Annotated in this window: 18 protein-coding genes; 8 read left to right on the forward strand and 10 right to left on the reverse strand. The window is 71.9% G+C overall.

Annotation, left to right across the window (positions count from 1 at the left end; translation table 11 throughout):
* The first annotated feature begins 100 nt into the window (after positions 1–100).
* Positions 101–1,297 (forward strand): hypothetical protein, encoded by a 1,197-nt coding sequence (locus AB0P06_RS21610; protein ID WP_363609640.1) that lies wholly within the window; start codon positions 101–103, stop codon positions 1,295–1,297.
* Between the two features lie 8 nt (positions 1,298–1,305).
* Here the strand turns inward: AB0P06_RS21610 and AB0P06_RS21615 are convergent, their stop codons facing one another.
* Positions 1,306–2,322, reverse strand: a complete 1,017-nt coding sequence (locus AB0P06_RS21615; RefSeq protein ID WP_363609642.1) for an NAD-dependent epimerase/dehydratase family protein — start codon at positions 2,320–2,322, stop codon at positions 1,306–1,308.
* A gap of 329 nt (positions 2,323–2,651) precedes the next feature.
* Between AB0P06_RS21615 and AB0P06_RS21620 the strand changes: the two genes are divergently transcribed.
* The gene (locus AB0P06_RS21620) at positions 2,652–3,308 is read left to right on the forward strand and encodes an RDD family protein (RefSeq protein WP_363609644.1); all 657 of its coding nucleotides are present in this window, start codon (positions 2,652–2,654) and stop codon (positions 3,306–3,308) included.
* Between the two features lie 94 nt (positions 3,309–3,402).
* Here the strand turns inward: AB0P06_RS21620 and AB0P06_RS21625 are convergent, their stop codons facing one another.
* Together AB0P06_RS21625 and AB0P06_RS21630 are read right to left on the reverse strand one after the other, a co-directional pair.
* Entirely contained in the window at positions 3,403–4,626 is a 1,224-nt protein-coding gene (locus tag AB0P06_RS21625) for a putative PEP-binding protein (RefSeq protein WP_363609646.1), read from the reverse strand.
* Positions 4,627–6,510, reverse strand: coding sequence for an FAD/NAD(P)-binding protein (locus AB0P06_RS21630; RefSeq protein ID WP_363609647.1), 1,884 nt, complete (start codon positions 6,508–6,510; stop codon positions 4,627–4,629).
* 492 nt (positions 6,511–7,002) lie between these two features.
* Here AB0P06_RS21630 and AB0P06_RS21635 point away from each other — a divergent pair, with 492 nt between their 5' ends.
* Positions 7,003–8,682, forward strand: a complete 1,680-nt coding sequence (locus AB0P06_RS21635) for an MFS transporter (protein WP_363609801.1) — start codon at positions 7,003–7,005, stop codon at positions 8,680–8,682.
* Positions 8,679–9,203 carry a MarR family transcriptional regulator gene (locus tag AB0P06_RS21640; protein ID WP_363609649.1) on the forward strand — a complete coding sequence of 175 codons (525 nt, stop codon included), beginning with the start codon at positions 8,679–8,681 and terminating at the stop codon, positions 9,201–9,203. The genes AB0P06_RS21635 and AB0P06_RS21640 overlap by 4 nt, the downstream gene beginning before the upstream one ends.
* Positions 9,204–9,257: 54 nt before the next feature.
* Here AB0P06_RS21640 and AB0P06_RS21645 read toward each other — a convergent pair whose 3' ends face one another.
* Genes AB0P06_RS21645 through AB0P06_RS21655 form a run of 3 tightly spaced genes read right to left on the reverse strand, consistent with a single transcriptional unit; the run spans position 9,258 to position 10,986 of the window.
* Positions 9,258–9,650 carry a roadblock/LC7 domain-containing protein gene (locus AB0P06_RS21645; RefSeq protein WP_363609651.1) on the reverse strand — a complete coding sequence of 131 codons (393 nt, stop codon included), beginning with the start codon at positions 9,648–9,650 and terminating at the stop codon, positions 9,258–9,260.
* Entirely contained in the window at positions 9,647–10,630 is a 984-nt protein-coding gene (locus tag AB0P06_RS21650) for a hypothetical protein (protein ID WP_363609653.1), read from the reverse strand. The genes AB0P06_RS21645 and AB0P06_RS21650 overlap by 4 nt, the downstream gene beginning before the upstream one ends.
* Positions 10,627–10,986, reverse strand: a complete 360-nt coding sequence (locus AB0P06_RS21655) for a hypothetical protein (protein WP_363609655.1) — start codon at positions 10,984–10,986, stop codon at positions 10,627–10,629. The genes AB0P06_RS21650 and AB0P06_RS21655 overlap by 4 nt, the downstream gene beginning before the upstream one ends.
* A 146-nt stretch (positions 10,987–11,132) precedes the next feature.
* On the opposite strand from AB0P06_RS21655, the gene AB0P06_RS21660 reads away from it, so the two are divergent.
* Positions 11,133–11,498, forward strand: coding sequence for a hypothetical protein (locus AB0P06_RS21660; RefSeq protein ID WP_363609657.1), 366 nt, complete (start codon positions 11,133–11,135; stop codon positions 11,496–11,498).
* A 258-nt stretch (positions 11,499–11,756) separates the two neighbouring features.
* Positions 11,757–11,960, forward strand: coding sequence for a hypothetical protein (locus tag AB0P06_RS21665; protein WP_363609659.1), 204 nt, complete (start codon positions 11,757–11,759; stop codon positions 11,958–11,960).
* Positions 11,961–12,021: 61 nt separating this feature from the next.
* Here AB0P06_RS21665 and AB0P06_RS21670 read toward each other — a convergent pair whose 3' ends face one another.
* On the reverse strand, positions 12,022–12,741 hold the full coding sequence (locus AB0P06_RS21670) for a DUF6193 family natural product biosynthesis protein (RefSeq protein ID WP_363609661.1): 720 nt from the start codon (positions 12,739–12,741) through the stop codon (positions 12,022–12,024).
* Between the two features lie 122 nt (positions 12,742–12,863).
* Between AB0P06_RS21670 and AB0P06_RS21675 the strand changes: the two genes are divergently transcribed.
* Positions 12,864–13,307 carry an NUDIX domain-containing protein gene (locus AB0P06_RS21675; protein WP_363609663.1) on the forward strand — a complete coding sequence of 148 codons (444 nt, stop codon included), beginning with the start codon at positions 12,864–12,866 and terminating at the stop codon, positions 13,305–13,307.
* Positions 13,308–13,451: 144 nt separating this feature from the next.
* Here AB0P06_RS21675 and AB0P06_RS21680 read toward each other — a convergent pair whose 3' ends face one another.
* The 3 genes from AB0P06_RS21680 to AB0P06_RS21690 all read right to left on the reverse strand — a co-directional run bounded on the left by AB0P06_RS21680 (position 13,452) and on the right by AB0P06_RS21690 (position 15,724).
* Positions 13,452–13,988, reverse strand: coding sequence for a kinase (locus tag AB0P06_RS21680; RefSeq protein WP_363609665.1), 537 nt, complete (start codon positions 13,986–13,988; stop codon positions 13,452–13,454).
* Positions 13,989–14,174: 186 nt separating this feature from the next.
* A complete protein-coding gene (locus AB0P06_RS21685; RefSeq protein WP_363609667.1) occupies positions 14,175–14,429 on the reverse strand; it encodes a hypothetical protein in 255 nt (84 codons plus the stop codon).
* Between the two features lie 344 nt (positions 14,430–14,773).
* Entirely contained in the window at positions 14,774–15,724 is a 951-nt protein-coding gene (locus AB0P06_RS21690; RefSeq protein WP_363609669.1) for a MerR family transcriptional regulator, read from the reverse strand.
* 64 nt (positions 15,725–15,788) lie between these two features.
* Between AB0P06_RS21690 and AB0P06_RS21695 the strand changes: the two genes are divergently transcribed.
* Positions 15,789–16,550: a maleylpyruvate isomerase family mycothiol-dependent enzyme gene (locus tag AB0P06_RS21695; RefSeq protein WP_363609671.1), complete on the forward strand. Its 762-nt coding sequence runs from the start codon at positions 15,789–15,791 to the stop codon at positions 16,548–16,550.
* Positions 16,551–16,554: the final 4 nt, after the last annotated feature.

A 16,554-nucleotide genomic window follows, 5' to 3' on the forward strand; every position in this document is an offset into this window, starting at 1 on the left:
TTCACCAAGAAGCAGTAGCCGACCGAACCCCCGCAGCCAGCAGCCCTCTCCCCAACCTCAACTCGAAACGGACATCAACTCTCGAACCGCCCTCTCAGTCATGACCGTCTCCCGCTGGAGGAACGGCGGTGTGAAGGGGTTGCCCCGCTTTCCTGCACCGGCGGTTCTGGAGCGGATGTTCCCCAGGCTCACCGCCAAGGACCTGTTCGCCCCGGCGGGCGGCAGCTCAATGCCGCCAGCCGTCGGGTCCGTGATCGATGAAAGCGATCTTGTAATGAATGCACGACGAGCCGCCGAGCACGCGAGCGATGCCGCGGCCGGCAACCTGCCGGACATGACGCTCGACCAGGTTGAGGACGATGCCCTCGCGCTGGCTCGGGCCTATCACACCCATCCGCCGTTCGCCGTGTACGGGATGGGAAACGAGTTGCTCGCCACGGTCACGGCGATGCTTGACCGCACCCAGATCGTCAGGCAGCGGGAACGTCTCTACCTCGCGGCCGGCCAGGCTTCGGCAGTCTTGGCGACTGCGGTGTTCGACCTGGGGTCGATCACTGCTGCTACGAGCTTCGCACGGACAGCCGCCATGTACGGGGAGGTCGTCGACCATGGCCCTCTCAGGGCTTTCGCTCACGGAACTCTTGGGATTCTGGCCTACTGGGATCAGCGGCCCGCAGAGGCCATCCGACAGGTAGAGAAGGCGCAGAGTTTCCCTGGACTCGGCGACACGGCCCGCCAGCGCCTGGCGGTGATCGAAGCGAGGGCCTATGGCCACCTTGGTGATGCCAACTCCGCTCGCCTGGCCGCGACTGCCGCTCTGGAACCCGGCGATGGGAAGCGAGACGGCCTGCACGATGACGTCGGCGGTGAGTTCAGCTTCTCGCGCCGCCGCGCGCTCATGAGCAACGCCACGACGTTCCTTCTCGTCAAGGACGGTCCGGCCGCCGAGCAGTCGGCAATGGAATCGATTGCCCTGATGCGGAAGGTCCACGATTCTGGCCTGTCGACCCCTCAGGAAGCAACGGATCTGGCGCAGGCAGCCATCGACCTGAGCCACGCCAGGCTACTGGCCGGCGAATTCGATGGAGCCGTGGAGGCGGTAGCGCCCGTTTTCGAGATCCCCAAGGAGCGGCGGGTAGCCGGCATCACATCCCGTGCTGGGGGTCTTCGGCGCGCTCTCGCGTCTCCGGAGATCAGCGGACCGGGTCCTGTACGGGTGGAACTCGCTGAGCGGATCGAGGAGTATGTGGCCGTCGGCGCGCACTCCCAACTCGGCGGCACGCTGGCCATAGGCTGATCCGTCAGTCAGCGGACGCTGGCCAGCACGAGGGCTTCCTTGTCCTCGCTGATGCCGTGGGCGTGGCGCCTCGGGTGGTCAATTAGTTCGCCACCCTCTTGGAGCCACGCCCACGTTTCGTTGATCGTCTGCTCGATCGGCCGGAACCGTGCCCCGGCGGACACTGCCTTCTGAGAGCAGACGCTCCAGACACCCTGGTGCGTCCGCCACAGCGGCAGTTCGGTCCACTCCGTCACACCATGCCTGGCCAGCGCGTCGCTCTGGGCCCACACAGGTCGGCCGACCCCGCCCGTGACGCGCAAGCAGGCCTCAACAAAGTCACCGAAGGTAATTCCGATCGGGTGTGTGACGTTGAAAATGGCGCCCTCGGCTACGGCCGCCCGGTCCAGCGCGAAACCGGCAACGTCTCTGACGTCAACTGGCTGGATGAGTCGATCGGCCGGTGCGGGCGCGAGAATGCTGCCGCCACGAGCTGCCCGGCCGAGCCACCACGGAAGCCTCCCGACATACTCTTTAGGGCCGAGGATTACCCCCGGGCGTAGGAATGTCACGTCGTTCCCGAACATGGTGGTGACCGCCCGTTCACCGCCGGCCTTCTGGAACCCGTAGACAGTCGGGGACCCGTCCACACCCGTGTATCCGAAGGTCTCGTCGGCGTCAGGCGGGCAGTCAAGCATGGCGTCCTGTTCGGTCAGTACCGCGTGGGGCCACCCCCGATACACAGAGACCGTCGAGACATGCACCCAATGGCGAACCTGGGAACGCAACACCGAGGCACCCAGGAGTACGCCCCTCGGGGCCAACTCGGTCGAGGACGTGTCGATCACCGCGTCCCACGGACCATGACCGGCAAGACGGCGCAGATCTTCCTCCACCGTCCTGTCTCCCAGTACGTGATCAGCCCCGGGCGCCGGTGAACCGGACCGGCCGCGGCTGAACGTCGTCACTGACCACCCACGCGCCAGCGCGCCGTCCACCACCGCTCTGCCGAGAAACCAAGTGCCACCCATCACCAGAAGCCTCATGCGTCGATCCTGCCTGCTCAACCGCCATCTACGCCACCCTTGACGGAGGCTGGCCAGGTCGAGCCGGCGCGGAAGGTCAAGTCTCCCGTGTGCCACAGCGCGCAGCAGCGCCGTGTTCGAGGAAATTCATCACCGCACAGAGAGACGAGATCACACGTGACCTTTCACCAGAACGCCTACCGTGATGGCGGCCTCGACGCCGGGGCCTGGAGCGGCCGTGACGAGATCGCGAATCCGTGGTGTTCACGTAACGGTTGACCCCGCGGTCTTCCTAAAGGATCACCCAGCCGCTAGACCCTAGGGGACACCACCACGAGACGAGCAGGACGATGACGAACCCACCTCCCGGCTACGGCTACCCGTCAGAGCAGAACCCCTACGGCAAGCAGCCTCCGGCGCAGCCGGGCCACGGTGCCCCGCAGGGCCCGTACGACCCGCAGTCCGGCCCCGGCTACCCGCCCCCGCCCCCGCCGCCCGGTCCCGGCTACCCGCCGCCCGGCTCCGGCTACCCGCCCCCGCCCGGTTACCCGCAGGGCGGCGGCCAGATCCCGCCGTGGCTGGGCCCGGGCCGCACCCTGGCCGGCCCCGGTGACCGCTTCCTGGCCCGCCTGATCGACTGCCTCGTGCTGCTGATCCCGTTGCTCGTGATCCAGCTCACCGTCGCGTCCGCGGCCGGCTCGATCCTGGCCGGCGTCATCGGCGCCGTGGTCGTCTTCGGCTACGAGGCGGTGATGATGCTCACCCAGCTCCAGCAGTCCGTCGGCAAGAAGGTGATGAAGCTGCGGGTGGTCTCGGCGGCGCACGGCGGCCGTCCCTCCGACAACGAGCTCTGGACCCGCAGCGCGGTCTACGGCCTGCCCCAGGCGGTCTACTGCATCGGCTCGTTGTTCTCCCTGGTGAACGTGCTGTCGCTGCTCTGGGACAAGCCGCTGCAGCAGTGCTTCCACGACAAGGCGGCCAAGACCGTGGTGGTCAAGGAGGCCTGATCGGCGGCCGGTCGCCGCCCGTGAGCCCGACGAAGCCCGGTCGCCCCGGTCACCCCGGCGGCGGCCGGGCTTCGTGCTCCGCGCGGTGGCGGCGTCAGGGCTGCGGCTGAAGGACCACCTGCCGGAGTTCGGCGGTGCACATCATGTAACCGTCCGGGGTCGGCAGGCGCTCCAGGTAGTGGGTGAGGTCCGCGCCCAGCGAGAACACCCTCACCGGGGTACCCGCGGCGCGCGCGGACTCCACCACCCTGCGCACCCCGTCCAGGACGGCCGGGTGCCGGGTCTGGTAGGACTCGGCCACCAGGTGGTTGGTCCGGTCCGCGGCCAGGTAGAACTGCACCAGGTCCTTGGTGCCGACGAACAGCTCGCTGGCGCCCGCGGCGCAGATCTCCGTGGTGGCGTGCACCGCCGCGGGCGTCTCGATGAACGCGGACACGGGCACGTCGGCCGGCAGTTCGAGGTGCGCCCTGAGCTGGGCGAACTCCTCCGCGTCGTTGAGGAACGGAACCGAGAGGTGCACGCGGTCCGCGTCGTCGCCGAGCCGCTTGCGCAAGGACGCGAGCACGGTGTGCAGCGCGTCCCGGTAGGCGGTCGAACCCAGCAGCCAGCGCGCGCCGTGCAGGCCCAGCTCGGGGTTCGGCTCGACCGCGACCGGGGCCAGCTCGGTGACGCCGGCGGCGTGGTCGGAGCGGAGGTCGAGAAGCCTCAGGACCAGCCGCTGGCCGGGCAGGAGCGCCTCGACGAAGGTGCACAGCCGGTCCGCGACGGCCTGCCCGTAGACCGCGATGTCGGCGGGGCCGCCGTCCAGGGCGTCGAGCGGACGCAGGCCCGCCGCCAGGCAGAGGAACTCCTCCCGGATGAAGAAGGAGTCGACCCGCTTCGCGTTCGGCCCGCACGAGTTGATCGTGCGGATGTCCTGCAGGTCCGCGATGACCGCGCACGCGGAGCCGAGATGGTCCACCGACGGACTCCCGGCCCCCGGGCCCGGGGCCCCGACACCCGCGTCGGACCCGATGACGACCGACTGGCTCTCCAGGTGCAGCGTCACCTCGCCGACCAGGTCGGCGAGGTCCGCCTGGTCGACGCGGAGCACGGGTATTCCCCGGCCGCGGCAGATGGACTGCATGTGGCCGGTCAGCCCACCCGAACCGCAGACGATCGCACGCGCCGCCACGATCGCGTCGTACAGACCCGCTTCGAGGGAAGGGGCGACGAGGATGGATCCCTCGAGTGGACTTCTGGTGCGGTTACAAGTACCTCGCAACACACTCTGTGTACCACCGGTCAAAAGGAATCCCTGAATCCGCCGCCCGTTCAATTAATCCCCCAGATCTTCGGCGTTCGCTATCCCCAGTTGTCGACGCAGCTGCCGTGGTGTCACGGAGACGTCGGTGAGTCGTTCGACGGCGGCCCGGGTGACGAACGCCCTGGTCAGGCGGTTGTGCCGGGAAGCCTCCACCGGAAGGGTCGGAAGTGCGCCGATGGACCGGATACAGGCGTCCAGCCGGGAATCGAGCAGTTCCCGTTCACTTCGGGCACGGGTGGCCATCCTCCTCACCTCCATGACCACAGCCTCCTCGAATCCGGCCCCGGCCGCTTCCTCTGTATTGCCGACATGGCCACGGTATTGAGCCATGTTCCCGGCCAACCCGTCTTCGCGCAGTTCCAGTTGTTCGATCGCGTGTGCGGCGACCGCGATTGAATGGTTCTTGATGGCGGCGAGATTGAAGGTGAAGGCACCGGTCCGGCCGTTCCGCACGATCTCGTCGCCCTCTCTCAGCACGCCGACCGCGGAGACCGGGCCGGCCGGCTCCCCGCCGGGGCCCAGCAGCACCCCCTGCCCGTCGACCTCCAGGCCGCGCCCGGTGCGCTCATGGGGGACCGCGATCCCCCTGCGCAGGAGATTCCTCCAGAGCGGCTGGCCGACCCTGCTGTAGTCCGACTCCCGGCCGAAGTTGGACACCACCAGGTCGGCCTCGATGGCGTGTTTCTCCTCCGGGGCCACGACCGAGACGACCAGCCGCCCCGACCGCGCCGGCGTGATCCCCTCCACGTTGCCGACGACCAGCTTCACCGACCCGTCCGCCGGGTGCATCGCGCGCTCGATGACCTCCATCGTGTACTCCACCGCGCCGACCCGGAAAGCGGCTATCGCGGTACCGAACTCGTCCAGCAGGCGCCGCAGTTCATCGGAGGGAATCCGCTGGAGGGCCTTGGGCAGATGCGGCTCCCACGCCTTGGCCACCCGCTCCGCGACCACCACCGGGTCGACCCCGGGATGGTCCCGGACGACCGCCGAGCACGCCGCCTCCCACTCGGCCCGGACCCGGGCGAGGAACTCCTCACGATTGCGGTACGGCTCCAGCAGCGTTGCCGGGCAGGGAAGTTGCACCACTCCGTGCTCGTGTCCGCCGGGGTACGTCCGGAACATCGTCCCGGTCTTGGAGATCAGATGGATCCTCCCGGTGTGGCCCCGGCGCAGCAGAAGGCCCGCCGAGTCGTACGCGCTCAGCACGGACCCGACGATCGCGACGGTCGCCCCGGGCGGCAGCGCCGCGAGCTTTCGGACGCCGGCCGCTGAGTACGGGTTCCGCACGAAGGACTCGTGCGCGAACACCCCGGCGGCGAAGGGCGGTTCCCTGAGTTCGAGGCCGGTCGCGAGAACGACGTGATCGGCGAACAGCACGGTCTCTTCCGGGCCCGGCCCGGCCCCGGTACCGCCCGCGGACGGCCGGCGCACCGTCACCTCGACCCCTGCGGGCCGTACGTCCAGGTCGACCGCCTCGCCGTCCGCCTCGACGAGCACGACACCGGGACAGGCCTCCCGCCTGGCCTCGGCCAGCCGGTCGATCAGGTAGTCCTGGAAGATCCGCCGGGGCGCCGGGCCCTGCTCGACGAACTCGAGCCCGGCCCAGGGCTCCGGCCAATCCCGGCGGTCGGCCTCGGAGTTGGCCCAGCGGACGAAGTCATGGACGTCCTCCCGGAACACCGACATCCGACCCGCCTGGATGTTGAACACATGGTCCCAGGGGTTGCCGTCGCGGTGGTACGCGACGCCGGCGGACCGGTAGTCGCAACGCCGCTCCAGCAGGACGATCTCGAGCGGCCTGCGCGCGAAGCGGAGCAGCCGGATCGCCGTGGCGGTGCCGGCCAGGCCCGCCCCGACGACGAGAACTCTTGGACATATGCCTGTTCGACTCATGGTGGAGCCTCCCCGCTGAACGATGGGCACCCGGCTCTGCGGTCTCCCCCCGGGCGCAAGGACTGCTGACGGAGTGTTACCTCGACGGAAGGAAGTACTGTCCGGACTGAGCCGATCCGTCCTTTCCAGGGACCGATCACCGGCGACGCGGACGCGGATCGTCCGCGCACAAGGCTAAGGGCTCGCACACAAGATCACATGAACACGGACCGGACGGCCGCCGCGGATCCGCGCGGCAGCCCGGGACGCACCGGGTCCCCGTACCCGGTGCGCCTGTCCGCAGGGCGATGACCGGACTATCGTTAGCTGACGAGAGCTATCGACATGCTCTCCGCACGGCAGCCACAGCCGATCGCTCTCCAGGAGGCAGCGGTGGCGACCAGAGCAGCGAGCGGTGACAGAACCGGCCGTACGGGCCGCTCCCGCAGGACCGCCGGTCCCGGCCGTCCGCACGACAAGTGGGTCGCGCTCTCCAACACCACCCTCGGCACCCTGATCGCCACCGTCAACGCCTCGATCGTCCTCATCTCACTTCCCGCGATCTTCAACGGCATCGGCCTGGACCCGCTGCAACCCGGCAACGTCGGCTACCTGTTGTGGATGCTGATGGGCTACCTGCTGGTCACCGCGGTCCTCGTGGTCACCCTCGGCAGGCTGGGCGACATCCACGGCCGGGTGCGGATCTACAACGCCGGCTTCCTGATCTTCACCGTCACCTCGGTGGCCCTCTCGCTCGACCCGCTGCACGGCGGCCCCGGCGCGCTGTGGCTGATCGGCTGGCGGGTGGTCCAGGCGGTCGGCGGCTCGATGCTGATGGCCAACTCGGCGGCGATCATCACCGACGCGTTCCCGGCCGACCGGCGCGGCACGGCGCTCGGGGTGAACGTCGTCGCGGGCATCGCCGGCTCGTTCATCGGTCTGGTGCTGGGCGGGCTGCTGGCCGAGTGGAACTGGCGGTCGATCTTCTGGGTCAACGTGCCGATCGGCGTCCTCGGCACGGTCTGGGCCTACCGGTCGCTGCGCGACACCGGGGTACGGCGGCCCGCCCGGATCGACTGGTGGGGCAACCTCACCTTCGCCGTCGGCCTGACCGCCCTGCTGGCCGCGATCACGTACGGTATCCAGCCCTACGGCGGCCACACCATGGGCTGGACCAGCCCCTGGGTGCTGGGCGGGCTGACCGGCGGGGCGGCGCTGCTGGTCGCCTTCTGCCTGATCGAGTCCAGGGTCGCCGAGCCGATGTTCCCGCTGGCCCTCTTCCGCGACCCGGTCTTCGCCGGCGGGAACGCGGCCACCCTGCTGGGCTCGATCGCCCGCGGCGGCCTCCAGTTCATGCTGATCATCTGGTTGCAGGGCATCTGGCTGCCACTGCACGGCTACGACTACGCGGACACCCCGCTCTGGGCCGGGATCTACCTGGTCCCCCTGACCTTCGGCTTCCTCGCCGCCGGGCCGGTCTCGGGATATCTCTCGGACCGTGCCGGGGCCCGGCTGTTCGCCTCCGGCGGGCTGGTGGCGATGGCCGTCTCCTTCGCCGGACTGCTGGTGCTGCCGACCGACTTCGGGTATCCGTGGTTCGCGTGCCTGGTGTTCCTCAACGGCCTGGGCGGCGGCCTGTTCGCGGCCCCCAACACCTCGCTGATCATGTCGAGCGTGCCGGCCGAGGCCCGCGGCGCCGCCTCAGGCATGCGTGCCACCTTCCAGAACGCCGGCATGGTCCTGTCGATCGGCGTCTTCTTCTCACTGATGGTGGCCGGGCTGGCCGGGTCGCTGCCGCACACGCTCAGCTCCGGGCTGACCGCGCAGGGGGTACCCGCCGGCGACGCGCAGACCATCGCCTCGCTGCCGCCGGTCGGCACGCTCTTCGCCGCGTTCCTCGGGTACAACCCGATCCGGCAGCTGCTGGGCCCGCACGTGCTCGGACAGCTCCCGGAGGCCAACGCGCATACGCTGACCGGCCGGCAGTTCTTCCCGCAGCTGATCTCGGGGCCCTTCCACGACGGCCTGGTCGTGGTGTTCTGGCTGGCGATCGCGATGTCGCTGGTCGCCGCCGCGGCCTCGCTGGTGCGCGGGCGTACCCGGCCCGGCGGCCCGCGGCCGGGCGGGGGAGAGGCCGGTGGACGCCCCGGCGCGGGCCGGCGCGGGCCGGCCGGAGGGGCCGGCCGGTCATGACCGGGGCCGGGGCCGGGGCCGCGAGCGGGGCCGGCGGCGGTGGCCTCTCCGCGGAGGCCGTCGTCCGGCTCCGCCTGGTCATCGCCCGGCTCCACCGGCAGATGGCCCAGGCCTCCAGCGGCAAGGACCTCACCTCCGCCCAGCTCTCCGCGCTGGCCCGGGTCGAGCAGCACGGCCCGCTGCGGCTCGGCGAACTCGCCGCACGGGAACGGGTCGCCGTCCCGTCCATGGTCCGCACGATCGCCCCCCTGACCGCCGACGGGCTGATCGCCAGGACCCCCGACCCGCTGGACGGCCGGTCACAGCTGCTCGAACTCACCCCGGCCGGCCTGGCGGCGATCACCCGGATCCGCCAGGAGCGCTCCGCGCTGCTGGCCCACCGCAGCGGGCGGCTCACTCCGCAGCAGTGCCGGGAACTGGAGGCCGCCGTCCCACTGCTGGAACTGCTGCTCGACGAGCCCGAGGCCGGCCGTCCCGCCGCCGGGCGCCCCACCCCGGACCAGGGCGGCACCGGCACCTGACGACCCGCCCTCACCCCCGCCGGCCGCGTCCCCGGGCCTCACGGGCCGGTACGGCTAGAGCGCGGCGGGGGCCATCCCGAGCAGCCCGCCCAGCCGACGGACCGAGGCGGGCGACTCGCGGTGCAGGCCGGCGATGTCCAGGCCCTCGTCACCCAGGATCATCAGCAGCGCCTGCTCCCCGATCGACAGCACCACGACGTAGCCGCCGTTGCAGCGGGTGACCACGTCGCGCAGGCCGCCCAGGCCGAACTCGGCCGCGGTGCGCCGGCCGAGGCCGAGCATGGCGGCCGACAGGGCGGCGGCCGACTCGGGGTGCACGGCGGCCGTGTCGGCGGCCACCAGCAGGCCATCGGCGGTCGAGATGACACTCTCGGAGATGCCCATGACCCGGTCACGGAGGGACTTCAGCTCGTCGACGAGTGCTGCGGGCGATGTCTGGCTGCTCATGGTGCGCTCTTCTCGGTGTTCTCGGTCGTCTCGGTCCGCTCGGCGCGGTGTCCGTTCGGTGGCTCGTCGGAAACGGCCGCCGGGCCCCCGGGCCGGGCGGGGCCGCCCGGGCCGCTCTGACCGCCCGGGCCGCGCACGCCGGGGGTCCGGCGCGGCAGCGGCCCGGTCCCGGCCGGCGGCGGGCCGCTGGGCGGGGTGCGCGGGGCGACGCCCGGCACTCCGGTGGCCGGGCGCGCCGGCTCCCGGTGGAGCAGGTGCCGGGCGTCCATCCGGGCCAGGTCGAGCAGCACCGCGAACAGCCCGCGCCCAAGGGCGAATCCGATGTCGCGCGCGGTGCGCCGGCCGGTGGCGGCGATCAGGATCTCCCGGTAGCGGTCCGGGATCCGCAGGGCCCTGGACTCGGCCTGCGCGGCGGGGCGGATCCGGGTACGGGCCAGCTCGCCGGGCGGGCCCCAGAGGCGGGTCAGCAGGGCCACGCGCTGGGCGGTCTCCTCGAACAGCCGCTGCGGCTCGATCCCGGGGCGCAGCGCGATCCCGGCGGGCGCGGCCGCCTCGGCCACCTGCCAGCTGCCGGGCGGACTCAGCACCAGGGCGAAGGCGCCGTCGAAGACGGCGGCCGCGCAGACGGTTTCGAGCTCGGTGGCGCCGATCGACCCCTGGGCCACCAGAGCCGCACCGAGGCCGCCGCCCCACGGCCCCGGGGCGTCGCCCGCGCGGGCGGCCGCGGCGGCCGTCTCGGCGGCCGCCCAGTCCGCCTCGCCGACGCGCCGCGACTTCAGCAGCAGGGTCTCGGCGGTGGGGGCTCCGGGGGTCTCGATCGCGGTGACCAGCCCCTGTTCCAGGTGGATCGTGCCGCCCGGCGCACTGGAGACGGTGACCGAGCCGGTGAATCCCGCCCGGCGCAGCGCCAGCAGCAGCGCCGGCACGTTGCGCGCGGCGGGCGGCACGGGCCGGGCGGAGTCATGGGAACGGAGGGTCATGCCAGCAGGTCCCCGGCCCGGTCGGCCGTCTGACGCAGCGCCAGCGCCAGGTTGGTCCGCTCCCGGTCCAGCACGGTGGCCAGCAGCAGCGGGTCGCCCTGCCGGGGCACCACCCGGACGACCTGGTGATGGCGGGTGCTGGTGACCACCAGGCTCTCCAACTCGCCCTCCGCCCCGGCCTCGTGCAGCCGGTCGCCGATCAGGTTCGTCAGCTCGGCGAGCTCCGCTCCGGTCCCGAGCAGCCGGTGCTCCCCGGCGGACCGGTAGCCGAGGCCCGTGACGGCGTCGACGAGGGCGGCACCGACGACTCCGGGGGAGCCGAGCACATCGGAGAGGGAAGCCTCGAGTGCGCGCACCGGTACCCCTTCACTTTTCTGAACTGCCTGCGCAGCGTACTTTATTCCACCCTTTCCGCGCGGTGACCACAGCTGACGACTTCTTGCTACTTTGTCCCCTGCACACGGGGGTTCCGCCCGGAAGTCACGCAAAGGACGAACAGCTCATGAACATTGACAACGCACTCAAGGACGCGATGGGCATCGAGGGCGCCATCGGGGTGGCCCTGGTCGACTACGAGAGCGGTATGTCACTCGGGTTTCTCGGCGGGAGCCAGCAGCTCGACCTGGAGATCGCGGCGGCCGGCAACACCGAGGTCGTCCGCGCGAAGATACGCGCCCTGGCCGCGCTGTCGGTCGACGATGTCATCGAGGACATCCTGATCACGCTCGGCACCCAGTACCACCTGATCCGCCCGCTGGCCCGCAGCCGCGGCTCGCTCTTCCTCTACCTGGCCCTGGACCGCTCGCGCGCCAACCTGGCGCTCGCCCGGCACGGCCTCAAGCGCATCGAGACCGGGCTGGACGTCTAGGCCACCGCCGGGGGGCCGCCCGCCCGGGGAAATCCCGGCGGGCCGTGCGCCGCGAGACAATGGCCGGACGGCGCGAAAGCAATGCGTGATGAACCGGCTACCGCGACCCGGCCGTGGAAATAGGGCCGGGATCCCATCCGGTGCGCACCCAATCACGGAAACGCGTGACTTTCCGATGACTGGGCGTCATATTCTTTTCACTGTTCCGGCGCTCCGGCCCAAAGCCGGAACCCCGGAACACCGGGCCCGGAACGCCGAATGGAACGCACAAGTCGGCCCCGGTACCCGCCACGGCCTGTCGCGCCCGGCACCGGCCTGCGCTTCACCGTCCCCGGCAGCGGCGTCTTCGAGCTCACCGGCCACGCCTACCTCCCGGACGGCCCGCCGGCCGAGCGCGACGGCAACAGCTACACCCGGCTGTCGGGCCACTGGTACGCGTGGACGGACAACGGGCACTTCTGACGCCCGGCACGCGCCGGCCAACCGGGCCCGGCCGAGCGCCCCGCGCGGGCGGCCGGCAGGGTCAGCGCGCCGGGCCGGCGTCCTCCGGCAGAGCGGCCACCACGAGGGCGACGGCCTCCTCGGGGGTCTCGGTGCGGGCGACGACCTCCCCCTTCTCGTCCCGTACGACGTACAGCCCGTCGTGGTGCGGGTCGACCGAGTACCCGACCGACGCGTACGGGAAGTTGACGCGGGTGGAGAACCGGAGCAGGTAGTGGCTGTTGACCGGCATCAGCCGACGAAGGGCCGGCTGGGCGTGAGCCGCTTCCGTCAGCGCACGGCTGTGGGGACGGCGGTCCCACGGGGGCAGGTGGTACCGGTCGAGCTTGTGCCACCAGGCCAGCTCGACCGGGTCGAACGGCTCGCGCTCGTGGGCGACGGCCCAGTCCCCGAACCGGATGAACGGGGCCACCGCCCGGGTCTGTTCGAGGTCCGCACCGCTCATCCAGGCCACCGTGGCCCTGACCACGGCGGCCAGGTCCGCGGTCCGCCCGGTGGCGAGCCAGGCGCCCTGCTTCCGGAAGCGCACATCGTGGCGGCGCCTCCTGTTGGGGGTGTTTATGCACACCCGGCGGCCGTCGGCGTCCTTGAACTCGGCGCTGCGCTCCCACTCCTTCTCCGGCGCGGGCAGGTCGAGGCCGAGCTCCGCGGCTGTGCGGCGCAGGCGGTCCGCGAGGCCACCGCCGACGGCCGGTCCGGGCGGCAAGGGGTCCGGGACAACGCCCGACGAGGAGGAGGTCATGGCTCGATTCTGCCGGGAAACCGGCCGTCTGTACGGTGATCCGCCGGCAGGCCCCGTTCTCCACGAAGCGGGCGGCGATGCCGTCGACCGGTGCCACCGCAGCGCCTGGGAGAATGATCCACATGACACAACACGATGGGGCGGTCGCGCCCGGGAACCATGACGAAGCCGCGCCGTTGATCGTCGTGGCTGCCGCGGTCGTCGAGCAGGGGAAGCTGCTCGTTGTCAGCAAGAAGGCGGCACCCGAGGTGTTCTATCTGCCGGGCGGGAAGCCGGATCCGGGTGAAGCGCCGGCCGAAGCACTGGTCCGGGAACTCGACGAGGAACTCGGAGTCCGTCCTCTGGAACCGCGGTTCCTGGCCGACGTCGAGGCCCTGGCCGCGCTGGAGAACGTGCCCATGCGGATGACGGTCTTCACTGCCGGGATCAGCCGGATCCCCCGGCCCGCGGCCGAACTGGCGGACATGCGGTGGATCACCGGAACCGAGCCGGACGTCCGACTCGCTCCGGCGGTCAGGGACCAGGTGCTGCCGCTCCTGAAGCGCAACGGCCTACTCGCCGCGTAGGGAAGGACAGTTACGCGGCTCGCTGTGCACGGACACCGCGGTCCGTGCGATCGGGACCGCCCGGGAGAGCCAGGGCTTCGCACCGGGCGCCCCCGAAGACCTCGCGGCGCCCCGGCACCGGCGAGGCGGGTCGCCAGCGGCGGCTCAGGGGCGGGGTGTCCAGCCGGCCGGGGTGAGGGCGGTGTCGGCGAGGATCCGCTCGACCGTGGCGTTCAGGGTGCTGTGCCGGCCGATGACGTGTTCGCGGGCGCCCGGGACGAGGTCGTGGGGCCGGTACCAGCCGGCCATGTCCTCGGGGGAGAACTCGGCGGCCTGCGGGCGGGTGGAATGCCGTCGCACGGTCTCGTCGAAGTCCACGTCGAGGTAGTACAGGAAGGTGCGGCCGCGGTGGTCGGCGGCGAGCCGGGCGAGCATCGGGCCGTAGCGCTCGGCGGCGAGGATGCCTTCGACGACGACGTGGAAACCGTGGTCGAGGGCGTGCCGGGCGACCAGGTCGATCAGGGTGATGTTCGCGCCGCCGGCGACGTCGTGCTCGCGCAGGACGGTTCGGCGCAGCACGTCCTGGGCGACGACGGCGATGCCCCGTCCGTAGGCGGCGCGCAGCCGTGCGGCGATGGTGGACTTGCCCGCGCCGCTCGGCCCGCGCACCACCACCAGCACCGTGTCCGGACTGCCCGTCATGCCGGTACCGTACCCGCCGGCCGGGAGCCTCCGCCCGCGCCCTGGAAGGCGTCCAGGACGGCCTGTGCGGTCCGGTGACCGAACGCGCCGGGCCGGACCGGGCGGGTTCGTGCCGTGGTGCGGACGTGGTGCGGGCCCTGCCGTGAACCGGCCGGCAGGGCCCGCACCACGTCCGCGCGTCAGCGGTCAGTCAACCCGGTTCCCCCGGTAGCCGACCGGCCCCTCGCCCGGGAACTGGGCGGTGCCCTGGAACGAGGCGCCGTTGTCGAAGAAGGTGACGTTGCCGTTTCCCGCGTCGCCGGACCAGGTGACACTGGTGCCGGTCGCGGGAGCACCGTCCTCGGGAACGACATTCGAGCGGTTGGCGATGGAGAGGCTGAGCGGCTGGTCCGGCTGCCAGCCTCCGCCACCCGTGTGGATCTCGGTCTCGTACGTGGGCATGCCTTCTCCTCTTGTCGACAACTGACTTGCTCAGTACGGGTACTGATACACCGTCGGCTCCCAGGGTGGTGTGCCCGCGCGCCCGTGGGGGAGGCAACCGGCATGAAATCACCCGTTCGGATGCTGTTTCGGGGCACCACCGGAGCCCTCGTCCTCCGCCCCGACGGGCGAAGGGCTTGTTCGCCCGTGTCCGCCGACCCGGCGAATCGCCGGCGAAGAAGGACGGCACCGGTTCCGTGAAACCGGTCATCGCCGTACCGAACGGATCCCGGGAACGCGAAGCGGGCACGCTCCGGCCAGGACACCGGCCAGGACACCGGGCAGCCCGCCGACCGCGCCGGGCGTCAGCCACCGGGAGCGGCACCACCGGGAACAGCCCCACCGGGACTCACGGAGCGTTCGAGGGCGTCGGTCAGCCACAGGTGGGACGCGCCGGGCGTCGCCGGGTCGCCGCCGGCCTCGGCCACGAGCCGCCAGTAGCGGCGCATCCGCGGATCGCGGTCGGCGGCCACGTGGGCCAGCAGCCGGCCCCGGAACCGCGGGGTGTCGCCGCCGCCGCGCACCGCGACGTGTGCCGCGACGAACCGGTCGAGCTCGGGGCCAGCGCGGGGCGGCTCACCCGCCCGCACCAGGGGCCGGGCCAGCGCGCACGCCTCGCCGATCCCGTGCAGCAACTCGGCCTCGTCGGCGACCAGTTCGGCATTGGCCCGCGCCATGGCCAGCAGGCGGCGGGTCAGCTCCCGGTCACCTGCCAGCGCGAACAGCTCGGCGAACGCGACCACCTGCGACGGCGTCGGATCGGCGGGCGGCTCGGGCACGGCCATCGCCACGAACGCGGCGAGCATCGCCCCGGACACCGGGGCGACCAGCGCGCGCCGCCAGAAACCGGCCAGCGCGTCGCGGGCGGCACCCCCGTCCCGCACCGCCGCCAGCAGCTCCAGCCGCGCGGCCCGCTCGGCCGGTCCCGCCTCCTCGACCGCCCGCAGCGAGGCCCGCCGCCAGGCCAGGTCCGCGAGCCGCACATCGAGCGCGGCCCGCTCGGCCGCGACGACCTCGGCCACGGAACGTTCGCCGGTCAGCACCTGCCGGACGGAGGACAGCCCGAGCCCGAGCCCGCGCAACCGCCTGACCAGGCCGAGCCGCTCCACGGCCGCCCGGTCGAACCTGCGGTGCCCGCCCGTGCTGCGCACCGAGTCGACGATGCCCTCGTCACAGTAGAAGCGGATGGTCCGCACCGGCACGCCGGTCAGCCGGGCCAGCTCGCCGATCCCGAACGTCTCATCGAGCAAAGGCACTTGAACCTCCACCGGACTGGAGCTTCTACCGTACCTGCGTCACCTTGTGAGAGGAGCTTTCGTGATGACGTCGACGCTGGACACCGCACGGCTCGTGGAGGGCCTGCGGGAGCAGACCGGGGGGTTCGTCCGCGCGGTCGCCGGAAGGGACCCGGACACCCGGGTGCCCACCTGCCCGCAATGGCCGCTGCGCACCCTCGTCGGGCACGTCGGCCAGGAACACCGGTGGGCGGCCGAACTCGTGCGCGGGGGAGAGCAGTTGCCCGTCCCCGACCCGTGGCAGGCCGATCCCGGCGCCCCGGACGGGTGGGCCCGGTGGCTGCGCGAGGGCGCGGAGGAGCTGATCCGCGCGATCCGGGAGACCGGCGCGGGCACCGGGACGCGCACGTTCACCGGGCCGCGGCCGGCCGCCTTCTGGCTGCGCAGGATGCTGAGCGACACCTGCGTCCACCACTACGACGCGGCGCTGGCGACGGACACCGCGTTCACGATCGCCGACGACCTCGCGGCCGACGTGATCGGCGAGAACCTGGACCTGCTGTCCACACCGGCCTTCGCGGCGGTCAGGCCGGCGGTCGCCGGGCTGCGCGGCCGGGGCGAGCGGATCGGGTTCCGGCCGGGGGCCGCGGAGGGCTGGGTGGTCACCAGGACGCCCGGGGCGCCGCGGTGGGAGCGCGGACCGGTCGAGGCCGACGTGGTGGTGTCGGGGGCGGTGGCGGACCTCATGCTGGTGTTCTCCCGCCGCGTCCCGCCGCTGGACGGCCGGGTGACGGTGACGGGCGACCGCGCGCTGCTGGACCACTGGCTGGCCCACGCGGCGTTCTAGCCTG

The organism is Kitasatospora sp. NPDC088351 (genome assembly GCF_040685575.1).
In the GTDB taxonomy this organism is placed as follows: Bacteria; Actinomycetota; Actinomycetes; order Streptomycetales; family Streptomycetaceae; genus Kitasatospora.

What these genes read in the sequence shown, in the direction of transcription:
- AB0P06_RS21610 (WP_363609640.1), top strand. Translation starts at nt 101, where the DNA reads ATGACCGTCTCCCGCTGGAGGAACGGCGGTGTGAAGGGGTTGCCCCGC.
- AB0P06_RS21615 (WP_363609642.1), bottom strand. Translation starts at nt 2,322, where the DNA reads ATGAGGCTTCTGGTGATGGGTGGCACTTGGTTTCTCGGCAGAGCGGTG.
- AB0P06_RS21620 (WP_363609644.1), top strand. Translation starts at nt 2,652, where the DNA reads ATGACGAACCCACCTCCCGGCTACGGCTACCCGTCAGAGCAGAACCCC.
- AB0P06_RS21630 (WP_363609647.1), bottom strand. Translation starts at nt 6,510, where the DNA reads ATGAGTCGAACAGGCATATGTCCAAGAGTTCTCGTCGTCGGGGCGGGC.
- AB0P06_RS21640 (WP_363609649.1), top strand. Translation starts at nt 8,679, where the DNA reads ATGACCGGGGCCGGGGCCGGGGCCGCGAGCGGGGCCGGCGGCGGTGGC.
- AB0P06_RS21645 (WP_363609651.1), bottom strand. Translation starts at nt 9,650, where the DNA reads ATGAGCAGCCAGACATCGCCCGCAGCACTCGTCGACGAGCTGAAGTCC.
- AB0P06_RS21650 (WP_363609653.1), bottom strand. Translation starts at nt 10,630, where the DNA reads ATGACCCTCCGTTCCCATGACTCCGCCCGGCCCGTGCCGCCCGCCGCG.
- AB0P06_RS21660 (WP_363609657.1), top strand. Translation starts at nt 11,133, where the DNA reads ATGAACATTGACAACGCACTCAAGGACGCGATGGGCATCGAGGGCGCC.
- AB0P06_RS21665 (WP_363609659.1), top strand. Translation starts at nt 11,757, where the DNA reads ATGGAACGCACAAGTCGGCCCCGGTACCCGCCACGGCCTGTCGCGCCC.
- AB0P06_RS21670 (WP_363609661.1), bottom strand. Translation starts at nt 12,741, where the DNA reads ATGACCTCCTCCTCGTCGGGCGTTGTCCCGGACCCCTTGCCGCCCGGA.
- AB0P06_RS21675 (WP_363609663.1), top strand. Translation starts at nt 12,864, where the DNA reads ATGACACAACACGATGGGGCGGTCGCGCCCGGGAACCATGACGAAGCC.
- AB0P06_RS21680 (WP_363609665.1), bottom strand. Translation starts at nt 13,988, where the DNA reads ATGACGGGCAGTCCGGACACGGTGCTGGTGGTGGTGCGCGGGCCGAGC.
- AB0P06_RS21685 (WP_363609667.1), bottom strand. Translation starts at nt 14,429, where the DNA reads ATGCCCACGTACGAGACCGAGATCCACACGGGTGGCGGAGGCTGGCAG.
- AB0P06_RS21695 (WP_363609671.1), top strand. Translation starts at nt 15,789, where the DNA reads ATGACGTCGACGCTGGACACCGCACGGCTCGTGGAGGGCCTGCGGGAG.